Source organism: Pseudomonas sp. NPDC087598, assembly GCF_044743525.1.
Lineage (GTDB): Bacteria > Pseudomonadota > Gammaproteobacteria > Pseudomonadales > Pseudomonadaceae > Aquipseudomonas.
In genome coordinates this window covers 26820-38405 of record NZ_JBIUWQ010000018.1, presented here as the reverse complement: position 1 = coordinate 38405, position 11586 = coordinate 26820, and the positions used below count along the sequence as shown (strand labels likewise).

Genomic DNA, 11586 nt, shown 5'->3' with positions numbered 1-11586 from the left:
GTTTAATCTGGGCTTTTCGCCGCCAACCGGTCGAAAATTCGAATCGAAAAAAATAGCCCTGTAGCACCCGGTGCGCCGAATTTTCTCAACCAGCCTGACGCCGAACGCTGTTCAAAGACGCTCGGCGACAGGTGCCGTGACCAACGTAACCTGGGTGTTTTCCACAGGCCTGCATTGCGAGTCGCTACCCGGTTGCAAGTACGGTGTGAGAATCGGTGCCATGCCCTTGAGCACCTGTACTGGCAGGGCTGAGGTGAATTTGAAGTTCTCCGCAGAGCGTCCCGGAACGAACGCGGTGAGGGTGCCGAAATGGTGTTCGCCGATGTAGAAAACGAAGGTCGCCGTCCGGTTGATCGACTTCGAACTGAGGATCCTTCCGCCCGAACCGATGGCCTCGATGCGGTTGTCGCCGGTGCCGGTTTTGCCACCCATGGCCAGTGGGCTGCCATCAGCCAGTTTGAAACTGCCGGAAACACGTTTTGCCGTGCCGGCATCGACCACCTGCGACAAGGCTTCACGCATGGCTGTTGCGACTTCGGACGGCATCACTCGTTTGCCGACGTGCGGGTCATTCACCAGGCGGGTTTCATAGGGGGTACCGGCGGCGAAGTGCAGGCTGTCGATGCGCAGGGTCGGCATGCGCACGCCGTCGTTGAGGATGGTGCCGATCAGCTCGGCGAGAGCGGCCGGGCGGTCGCCGGAGCTGCCGATGGCGGTCGCCAGTGACGGCACCAGATGATCGAACGGGTAACCGACTTTCTGCCAGCGCTGGTGGATTTCCAGAAACGCTTCGATCTCAAGCATGGTGCGGATGCGGCTGTCGCGCGCGCCCTTGTGCTTGCTCTTGAACAGCCAGCTGTAGACTTCCTGACGCTCGAACTGGCTGGCCTTGACGATCTGGCTAAACGTCGCGTCCGGGTTGTTCAACAGGTAACCCATCAGCCATAGATCGAGCGGGTGCACCTTGGCGATAAAGCCCTGATCCGGCAGGTCGTAGCTGCCGGGGCCGTAGGCATCGTAAAGCCTGATCAGGCGATCATCGGTGAGTTTCTCGGTGAGCTTGGCGCCCTTGAGGTGCGAGCGCACGAAGCTGTTGAAATCTTCCTGACTGGCGTTTGGCAGCAGGTAACGGTGCACGGCGGCCATGCGAATCGGAGTCGGGCGCATGCTGTCGAGGAAGGTCTCGAGGCGCGCCTGGGTGTCCTTGTTCTTGTACTTTTTCCAGAACTTGAGCAGGAACGAAGTGCCTTCGCGGTCGGCGAAATTGGCCAGGTATTCCTGACGTCGTGGGTCGCGGTCGTCCTTGAGCAGTTCGGCGCTGCTGTTGGGGCCGGAGTAAGTGACGTAGCGCACCACATCGCGCATCAGGCGAATGAACGGCAGGTTGATCGACTCACGCAACGCATCACGCAGGGTCGGCATGCGGCCGTTGTCTTCCTTGCGAAAGTTGTGGAACACGTGCAGCCCGCCACCGGTGAAAAACGCCTCGCCGGGGCTGGCCGAGTATTTGCGGTCGAGGGCGGCGCCGAGCATTTTCGACAGGTCGTGATCCTTGTTCTGGATCAGATAGTCGATGACCCATTGGCTGAGGCGATCCTGATCCGGCACTTCGACTTTCTTCAGCTCCGGCACGCTCATGGCGCCGTACTTGTCGTGCAGCTCGGAGATGATTTGCAGGTAAGTGGTGAGCACGCGCATCTTCGCCGTCGAGCCCAGTTCAAGTTTGCTGCCCTCGTTGATGTCGAACGGCTGGTCGGTGCTGTCGGTCTGCACCCGCACCCGCGAGCCGTCCGGGGTCAGTTCGAACAGGGTGAAGCTGTAGCGCACTTGGGTGGTGCTGGTGGGGGTCAGCAGTCGTTCGCCGAGCAGACCGATTTCGCCGGCGTAGGCCGGGTCGGCGAGTTTCTTCAGATAGGCGGTGGCCTGGGTTTGCAGGTCGCCCTGCAGGGTGCTGGTGGCCGAGAGATCGAGGCGGTCGAGGTCGTACAGCGGACGATTGAGCATGCTCGCCAGACGGCTGCGGGCGACGCTGATGCCTTTGTTGGTTTCGATCGGCTGAAGGGTCGGCTGGGTCTGCCAGTCGCGGTAACTGACGGTGCTGGCCAGTGCCGCATCGGCGAGGGCGTTGTCGATCACGCCGCTCTGCTTGAGCAGGCGCAAGTGGCTGTCGGTGAGGTCGGCGAGCTCTTCGTGGCCCTTGGTCAGGTAATGCGACGGACGCCGCTGGGCAATCATCAGCGAGAGCATTTCACGCAAGGCCAGGCCTTTGTCCGCCATGGTTTTCGGGTCGGTGGCCAGGCTGTTCAGCTGTTCGTTGGCCTTGTTGAAATCCGTGCCGTACCAGACCCGCAACCCTTCGGCCATGCCGTGCACCTCGCCGTGGCCGGGCACGGCGGACAAAGGCACGCTGTTGAGGTAGTCGCGAATGATGTTCTGCCGCGCGCCGAGGGTCTCTGGTCCGGGCTGATAGGCGCGCACGCTGGCAGAAATCATCTGGCGAATCTTCTCGGCACCGGACACGGTCAAGCCGTCGGGCGAATGCCGGTATTTCTCCAGTTGCGTCGCCAGGGTACTGCCGCCAGCAGATTGCCCGGGCAGGTGCAGCAACTTCGCCACTTGCGACCATGCGGCCATGCCGAAACGTGGCCAGTCCACGGCCGGGTTGGCCATGGGTTGCTTGGGATCGAGCAGGAAGCGGTTCTCGATGAACAGCAGGCTGTTGACCACCACTGGCGGAATAGCCGCGAAGCTCGAATACAGTTGTTGCGGATAGTTGTACTTGTACAGCGGCGCGGCGCGGCAATCGGTGATCGACAGTCCGGCCTGGATTTTCTCCGAGTAAGGCACGAACAGGCCCTTGTCGGTGTAGATGAGCAGCGCCGGTGAAAAACGCGTCTGCTCGGTGACGACATAGTTGCGCTTGAGCAGGCGTGGCAAGAATTCATCGAGGGAGCTGTAACCCAGCCGTAGATCGAACGGGCCGTTGCCCGGATAACGAATGGCTTCACTGGGCCCCGGCTCCAGTTTGTAGGTCAGCGAGGCGGCATATTGGCTGAGTTCTCGGGACTGAAAGCGCGAGGTGCGCATTTCCTTGGAGGCAGCCAATCCCGCCACCACCGCGATAATCAGCAGCAACAGCCAGAAAGCCTTCCACCCGTGCCGGCTGCGGCGGGGTTTTTCAGGGACAGGCGCTTGATCATCCACACGTTCAGTCGGAACCACGGCTTTACTCGAATCGGTTTGCCACAAAGCGCCCATAGTCGATTGATCCATTCACGCAGATTGATCGGACTTGTCTGAAGCTTAGACGGTGGTTGGCGGTGGTGAAAAAATTGTGAAGGGTGGGGGAGGGGATTTATTGGCTCAGCAGAATTACTGTGGCGAGGGGATTTATCCCCGATGGGCTGCGAAGCAGCCCCAAAACCAGACCCCCCCATATATACAGTTACACCTACACCGCATTCGCAGGGGTTTGGGCCTGCTGCGCAGGCCATCGGGGATAAATCCCCTCGCCACATGATCACCGCCACATTCGGGTTTAGAGCCAACAGGCATCCCAGAGTGGATAGTCGCCTATCTTTTCTACAAGTCCGGCACGCAGGGGATTGGCGATGATGTAGCGGGCGAACGGTTTCAGGTCTTCCCCATCGCGAATGGCGCGGTCGTGAAACCCGGTTTGCCATAGTGCCCCACGTCTCCCGGTTTTTTTGTTAACTGCGTGAGTGCAGCGCGCCTTGATACCGCCAATGACATCACCGAGATTGTCGGTCTTCAACTGCATTAGCCAGTGAAAATGGTCGGGCATTACTACCCAGGCAATGGACTCAGCCTGGCCTTCGTCGTGTGCCTTGCGAAGTTGCGCGACCAGTAGACGACCTGTTTGCCAATCGGAAAATATGGGCTGGCGATTGTGGACTACAGCGGTAATGAAGTAGGCGCGATCGACCTCGGAGCTTCGACCCAGGCGCAGACGGTGGGAGTTTGGATAGGCGGGCACTTTCACTTCCTTGTGGTTGATTTTTTAACGTTAGTGCCGGGTTCGCAGAGTCGGATCTGTAACGACTGAGTGAATTTTCTGATTTCTGTGAAGGACTGGAGAGAGCGATTTACTGGGAGAGAAGATTGGTGTGCAGAGGAAGGATCTGTGGTGAGGGGATTTATTGTGGTGAGGGGATAAATCCCCTCGCCACGGAGAAATCCTCTTGGGACAGGCAAAGCTTTGCCATCAGTTGTCTTGGAGATGAGCGGGCCAGAGCTTTTGAAGAGGCTCATTCGACCTAAGCAGGGGCATGACGATGCACCAATGCTGTGCAATACTCGGCGCCTTTTTCGGCGGCGAATATTCCTACGTAAACCAGTTAATCTCTCTCCGAAAACCCGGCTTTTGCCGAGAGTTATCGCTGAATATTGCTGTTTATAGAGTGAAAGTGCCTGTCGATGGCTTTTTATACTGCACGCCCCGCTGATCTTGCAGGTTTTGTCCTACAAGACGCGTTTGCCCACGAAGCAGGCGCGGTTTCCTGCGAGCCAACGCCTATCGGTTGAGGCTCCGACACTCGGTGGTCCTATCCAATAACAAGACGAGGTTGCACCCCTATGCCAGTTGGCAATCACCTGCCTCACGGCGAAACCGCTCAGGGCGGTCCGCTCAAACGCGAACTCGGCGAACGGCATATTCGCCTGATGGCGCTCGGTGCCTGTATCGGCGTCGGTCTGTTTCTCGGTTCGGCCAAAGCCATCGAAATGGCCGGCCCGGCGATCATGCTTTCCTACATTCTCGGCGGTCTGGCGATCCTGGTGATCATGCGCGCCCTCGGCGAAATGGCCGTGCACAACCCGGTGGCCGGCTCGTTCAGCCGCTACGCGCAAGACTACCTCGGGCCGTTGGCGGGTTTCCTCACCGGCTGGAACTACTGGTTCCTGTGGCTGGTGACATGCGTCGCGGAAATCACCGCGGTCGCCGTGTACATGGGCATCTGGTTCCCCGATGTACCGCGCTGGATCTGGGCGCTCGCGGCGCTGGTCAGCATGGGTTCGATCAACCTGATCGCGGTAAAAGCCTTCGGTGAATTCGAATTCTGGTTCGCCCTGATCAAGATCGTCACCATCATCGCCATGGTGATCGGCGGCATCGGCATCATCGCTTTCGGTTTCGGCAACGATGGCGTGGCGCTGGGGATTTCCAACCTGTGGACGCATGGCGGCTTCATGCCCAACGGTATTCAGGGCGTATTGATGTCGCTGCAAATGGTCATGTTCGCTTACCTCGGTGTCGAGATGATCGGTCTGACCGCCGGTGAAGCGAAGAACCCGCAGAAGACCATCCCCAATGCCATCGGCTCGGTGTTCTGGCGGATTCTGCTGTTCTACGTCGGTGCACTGTTCGTGATCCTGTCGATCTACCCGTGGAATGAAATCGGCACGCAGGGCAGCCCGTTCGTCATGACCTTCGAACGTCTGGGCATCAAGACGGCGGCCGGCATCATCAACTTCGTGGTGATCACTGCGGCACTGTCTTCCTGCAACGGCGGCATCTTCAGCACCGGGCGCATGCTCTACAGCCTGGCGCAGAATGGCCAGGCCCCGGCCGGTTTCGCCAAGACCTCGAACAACGGTGTGCCGCGTCGCGCACTGCTGCTGTCGATTTTCGCGCTGCTGCTGGGCGTCCTGCTCAACTACCTGGTGCCGGAAAAAGTCTTCGTCTGGGTGACCTCGATTGCTACCTTCGGCGCGATCTGGACCTGGGTGATGATCCTGCTGGCGCAACTGAAATTCCGCAAAGGCCTGAGCGCCAGCGAGCGTGCTGCCCTGAAATACAAAATGTGGCTGTATCCGGTCAGTTCGTACTGTGCACTGGCGTTCCTGGTGCTGGTGGTCGGCCTGATGGCGTACTTCCCGGACACGCGCATCGCGTTGTACGTAGGGCCGGTATTCCTGGTGCTGCTGACCGTGTTGTTCTACGTATTCAAGTTGCAACCGACCCAAGTGACGCAAGGTGCGGCGCGTTCGGCTTCTTAAGTTGTAGGCGCTGAAACGACAAAGCCCCGGTCTAGAGATCGGGGCTTTTTTGTAGATCTCAGCATTTGTGTAAAACCTGTGGCGAGGGGATTTAGCGCAACGTCGCACCGCCCCGTTGGGTTGCGCAGCAGCCCTAAAACCATCCACTGCGGTTTAACTGAAATACCGCACGCACAGGTTTTACGACTGCTGCGCAGCCGAGCGGGGCGGTGCGACGTTTCGCTAAATCCCCTCGCCACAGGTAAAGCAGTCACAACAGGTAAAGCGATCACCACGGGCATGCTTCTCTAACGACTGCTGGGAGCAGAGTAACCACCGGTCTGACAGGCCGATACAAAAACGCGACGCAGGTTCAAAGCTTTATATCCACCCCGAGGCGCCCCCATGAGGATTAGCGATTTTCTCGTGCGAGAACTCGGCCGCCGTCAGGTCGTGTCGTTCTTTTTGCTCGCGTCTTCGCTGTACGTCCTGCCGTTGATCGTCGCCGACTTCCCCTACCTCGACGACAACTGGCGCGCACTCGCGGCCGGCAATGAGTGGGCCGGGCAGGGGCGTCTTTTCAGCGACTGGTTGTATCAAGCGCTGACGTTCACCGGTGCTGCGCCGGACATCTTTCCGCTGCCGCTGCTACTGGCCACCGTGGCGATGAGCCTGGCGCTGACCCGGCTGACCTTTCACTATTTTTCCGAGCCAACGCTGGCCTGTTGCTTCGTGGCGCTGCCGCTTTGGTACAACCCGTTCCTGTTGCAGAACCTGTCCTATCAATACGATGGCCCGGCCATGGCCTTGAGTCTGGTCGCGGTGGTGTATGCGACCACTTTTCAAAGCACCTCCCGGGCGCAACGCTGGCTGGTGCCGGCAGTGCTGATTGCCCTGTCCATCGGGCTCTATCAAATCAGCATCAACGTGTTTCTCGGTCTGTGCGCCGTGGAATTGATCCGTGTGGTGCATCGCCAAATGGCGTGGCGCGACGTGGTTTGCCTGTTCGGCGGAAAGGTCGCGCAACTGGTTCTGGGCGTGTTGATCTACAGCATCACCGCGTACCCGTTCATGGCATCCGGCCGCGGTGAGTTGCTCAACTGGCGTGCTGATCCACTGTTGCAAATCGGCATCAACATTGGCCGGATTATTGAGAAAGTCGCGCTGTTGTTTCATGGCGGTTACACGTGGATTTTCGTCGGGCTGGTGCTGTGCGCGTTGGGGGGGATTGCCCGGCCGGGCAGGCGTCGGGATCTGCGCGGAAACAGCGCGATGTCGAGCCTGATCTGCCTGTTGCCTGTGCCTTTGTTGATGCTGCTGGTGCCGGGCATTACCTTGTTTTTCCGCGATTTCAATGAAGGCGCGCGCACGCTGATGGGCTTTGGTGTGCTGCTGGTGTTTCTGTTCTATCTCGCGCATATCGCCTTGGCATCGCACCACCATCGGCTCCCGCTGTTGCTGATCCTGCCGTTGCTGGCGACGCTGTCGCTGTCCTTCGCTTACGGCCGGGTGCTGACGATGCAAAAGACCTTCGCCAACAGCGCGCTCTACAGCTTGAGCCACGACATTGCAGCGCACCGCGAACTGCGCGAAGCCAAGCGGATTTACCTGTCAGTCAGCTATTCGGATCGTTGGCTGACGGCAGCAGCCGGGTCGTTCAAGCAGTTACCGGTTTTGCATTATCTGCTCAACGTCGACTACTACATGCTCGCTGAAAATCTGCCGAGTGCAGGCATCACCAACGTGGTTGCCGAACGCGAGCGGCGCAACGCCACCCGTGTGGGGTATCTGGGTTATCCAGCGTTGGTGGACAGCCTGTATTACCGGATCTATCTGCTGGGCGATTACGCTTTCATTGTCATCAAAGAACCGCTACACGGCAGATTGCTGCAGTGGTGAAACGGCCATTACCGTTGGTCGGAATACCCCTCGTACCTGTAATTTCTGACAGTAGACCGGCCCATCGCCATGACTTAGCTTGAAAGTCCGCCAAACGGACCCGGCAAGGGGTGGCCATGAAAGGATTCTCTGCAACCAGCGTGATCGGGTTGGCGGATGCGCTGATCCACTGGCAATTATTTTTCGTGCTCGTCACTGCGGCCGGTCTTCATCAGGCACCCAGCAACTTTGCGGCGTTTTGTGTGGCCGCGGCGTTTTCGTTTTATGTGAATGCGCTGTACACGTTCGAGCGAGATACATCGGTCTTGCTCTACGTGATGTTCATCGGTGTGATGGGCGCCGTGAGTTTGGGCGTGGGGGGGATGGCGGATGCCTGGCGTCTGCCGGGACTGGTGACGGTGACTTCGTTTTCGTTGCTGAATATCTTGCTGGGGTGGTGCTTTTTTCGGTTTGTGTTGTTTCGCGAAAAACAGGTATGAAGCGCTTCTTGTCGGTTTCCTTTTTCACTGAATCTCAGAGGTCAGTAGTGGTTGATCGATTAGCGTTGGCGACAGTTCTCACCATTGCGCTATACGTTCGGTTTTATTCCATCTCAATCCCCGCTATTTGGTATGACGAAGCCTACAGTCTATTGCTGGCGCGAGAAACGCCGACGCGAATTTGGGCGCTGACCGCGCTGGATGTACATCCTCCGCTCTATTACGTGCTGTTGCATTACTGGGTCATGGTATGGGGTGAATCACCTTTCTCAGCACGTGCGTTGAGTGCTTTGGCAGATGTCGGCACCTTGTTGCTGTGCATCAAGTTGATGAGCCTTGTCGCCACACGAAGAGCGACATGGATTGCTGCGTTGTTGTTTGCATTGCTGCCGATTTCGGTGCGCTACAGCCAGGAAGTCCGTATGTACACACTACTGGGCTTCTGGCTGATGGGCGCGACCGTGGCTCTGGTGTGTTGGGCGAGGGAACCGGAGAAGAAACGTTTAGCTTTCATCTATGTGATGTTGATGGTTGCTGCGTTTTATACCCATTATTTCGCTGGATTGTGTGTCTTCACGCATTGGCTTTGGTGGTTTTTTTCTATTCGCAGAGGTCACTCAATACCCACACGAATATGGGGTTTGACCAACGGTGTAATTATTCTGTTATTTCTGCCATGGGTTCCTTCTCTTCTCGAGCAATTCGCCGTAAATCCTTCCACCATTTGGATGCCTGCTCTGTCCTGGCAATCTGGGCTGGGACTGATTTGGCGAATGGTGGTCAACCACGAAGCAGAAAATCATTTCTCGTGGTGGCAAGTTTGGCCGCCGTTTTTTCTGGTGGTCTGCGCCGTAGTTGGGCACATGAAAAACCAAGATTCTTCTGGGGATGGCGGCTTGCTGGCAGGCTATTTTTTTATACCCGTAGTTATTTTGATCGTTGTTTGTATATTCAAAAATATGCTCCACCAACGGTATTTATATTTTGCAGTCGTGGGCGCGCCAATGATCGTCGCTGTTTTTCTGGATACGATTTGGCGAGTGAGAAGAGGGTGGGCAGTTTGCGTCCTGATTCTTCTGGTCGTTGGTGAAGCTCAAGTGATCTTGAAAGCTGCGAAAATCAGGGAGGGTTTTGGGCCATTTGCTCTCATGACTGAGCAGATAAATTTGCAGTACCGCATAGGTGACGAGATTTTGATTGATGATTTGAAGTTTTATTTACCCTTTGTGATTTACAACACAACCTCAATTGAGCCGAAAATTTATGTCGGCAAATTTTCACGCATTGAGGGAGGCTATCCAGATCGTTTTGGGTGGGCGCTCCTTTCTGATATCAGGAAGAAGCGTGTGTTCGATGAAAATTCGTTGCCGCAGATTGCTAAAAGAGTGTGGTTGATCGGCGGCACATTAGTCGGGGAGAGCTTGTTTTTTAACTCTTCACAATGGAAAAAAACGGCAATCATTCATGGCGCTGAAGTTGACGCCCGCTTGTTCGTTCGTAAGTAACAGCCAGCTCTCATGAGCCGGCCGTCATCGACTCAAGCCGCAATAGTTTCACTCGGCTCAAAACTATCCGCCCGCGCCATTTGCCACATCCGCGAATAAAACTCGCCGTTCACTTCCCCAGTGAGCAATTCCCCCGGTTTCAAAAACACATGCAACTGCGAGAACAATTTGATCTCGGTCGCCGACATGCGTCGTACCAGGTGCTTGGCCGACAGTTGTGATGGATGTTCCAGCCCGGCTGCGGCGAGCATTTCTGCCAGCGCTTTCAGCGTATTGCGATGGAAATTGAACACCCGTTGTGCCTTGTCCGGTACCACCAGTGCGCGCTGGCGCAAAGCGTCCTGAGTGGCGACGCCGGTCGGGCATTTGTTGGTGTGGCAGCTTTGCGACTGGATGCAGCCGATGGCGAACATGAAGCCACGCGCCGAGTTGGCCCAGTCGGCGCCGATGGCCAGCACGCTGGCGATGTCGAACGCACTGACGATCTTGCCGCTGGCGCCGAGTTTGATCTTGTCGCGCAGGTTCAGGCCGACCAGTGTGTTGTGCACAAACAGCAGGCCTTCGCGCATGGGTACGCCAATGTGGTCGGTGAATTCCACGGGTGCAGCGCCGGTGCCACCTTCTTTGCCGTCGACGACGATGAAGTCCGGGAGGATGCCGGTTTCCAGCATGGCTTTGGCGATGCCCATGAATTCCCATGGGTGGCCGAGGCAGAACTTGAACCCCACCGGTTTGCCGCCGGACAGTTCACGCAGTTGCTGGATGAAATGCATCATCTCGATCGGTGTGGAAAAGGCGCTGTGGCGTGATGGCGACACGCAGTCTTCGCCCATCATGATGCCGCGGGTTTCGGCGATTTCCTTGGTGACCTTGTGCTTGGGCAGGATGCCGCCATGGCCGGGTTTGGCGCCCTGGCTCATCTTGATTTCGATCATCCGCACTTGCGGGTTCTGCGCCTGGGTGGCGAAGCGTTCCGGGTCGAAACGGCCGTCGCTGGTGCGGCAGCCGAAGTAGCCGCTGCCCAGCTCCCAGGTCAGGTCGCCGCCGTGCTCGCGGTGATAGGGGCTGATGCTGCCTTCGCCGGTGTCGTGGGCGAAATTGCCGAGTTTGGCGCCCTGGTTCAATGCACGAATGGCGTTGGCGCTGAGCGAGCCGAAGCTCATCGCCGAGATATTGAATACCGAGGCCGAGTACGGCTGGCTGCACTGCGGGCCGCCGACGGTAACGCGGAAACTGCTTGGGTCACTTAGTGGCGCCGGGCGCATCGAGTGGCCGATGAACTCAAAGCCGGACTGATAGACATCGATCAGCGTGCCGAAGGGTTTATCGGCGGTTTCGTTTTTTGCCCGCGAATACACCAGCGAACGCTGGGCGCGGGAGAAGGGCAGGGCGTCGCTGTCGGATTCGAGCAGGTACTGGCGGATCTCCGGGCGGATGCCTTCGACCAGATAGCGAATGTTGCCGAGGATCGGGTAGTTGCGGCGCACCGCGTGAGGGCTTTGCAGCAGGTCGAACAGGCCGATCAGGCTTAACACGCCAGTGACGGCGGTGAATGGCCACAGCCAGTCATGTTCGAGGAAAGGCAGGCTGGCGAGGGTGAAAATCACGCAGACGGCAAAGAAGGCGTAGCGGCTCAGGAGTGACAGGCTCATACGGTTTCCTTGGTTCGGACTCAATGGTTAGCAATCGCACACAGATTTGCGGGC

7 protein-coding genes are annotated in these 11586 nt (G+C 57.6%); 4 read left to right on the top strand and 3 right to left on the bottom strand.

Going from position 1 to position 11586, the window contains the following annotated elements:
- Positions 1-111 precede the first annotated feature (111 nt).
- Complete coding sequence (locus ACIOWE_RS12490) at positions 112-3258, bottom strand: transglycosylase domain-containing protein (protein ID WP_401391517.1); 3147 nt, start codon at positions 3256-3258, stop codon at positions 112-114.
- A gap of 280 nt (positions 3259-3538) precedes the next feature.
- Positions 3539-3997, bottom strand: coding sequence for an REP-associated tyrosine transposase (locus ACIOWE_RS12485; RefSeq protein WP_401391514.1), 459 nt, complete (start codon positions 3995-3997; stop codon positions 3539-3541).
- Positions 3998-4596: 599 nt separating this feature from the next.
- Here ACIOWE_RS12485 and ACIOWE_RS12480 point away from each other — a divergent pair.
- From ACIOWE_RS12480 to ACIOWE_RS12465, 4 genes are all read left to right on the top strand, one after another.
- Positions 4597-6018, top strand: coding sequence for an amino acid permease (locus ACIOWE_RS12480; protein WP_201236953.1), 1422 nt, complete (start codon positions 4597-4599; stop codon positions 6016-6018).
- Between the two features lie 384 nt (positions 6019-6402).
- Positions 6403-7896 (top strand): glucosyltransferase domain-containing protein, encoded by a 1494-nt coding sequence (locus ACIOWE_RS12475; protein ID WP_401391510.1) that lies wholly within the window; start codon positions 6403-6405, stop codon positions 7894-7896.
- A 116-nt stretch (positions 7897-8012) separates the two neighbouring features.
- A complete protein-coding gene (locus tag ACIOWE_RS12470) occupies positions 8013-8375 on the top strand; it encodes a GtrA family protein (RefSeq protein ID WP_401391507.1) in 363 nt (120 codons plus the stop codon).
- Positions 8372-9880: a glycosyltransferase family 39 protein gene (locus ACIOWE_RS12465; protein ID WP_401391504.1), complete on the top strand. Its 1509-nt coding sequence runs from the start codon at positions 8372-8374 to the stop codon at positions 9878-9880. Before ACIOWE_RS12470 ends, ACIOWE_RS12465 begins: the two co-directional genes overlap by 4 nt.
- 32 nt (positions 9881-9912) lie before the next feature.
- On the opposite strand, the gene ACIOWE_RS12460 is transcribed toward ACIOWE_RS12465, so the two are convergent.
- Positions 9913-11532, bottom strand: a complete 1620-nt coding sequence (locus ACIOWE_RS12460) for an FMN-binding glutamate synthase family protein (RefSeq protein WP_401391501.1) — start codon at positions 11530-11532, stop codon at positions 9913-9915.
- Positions 11533-11586: the final 54 nt, after the last annotated feature.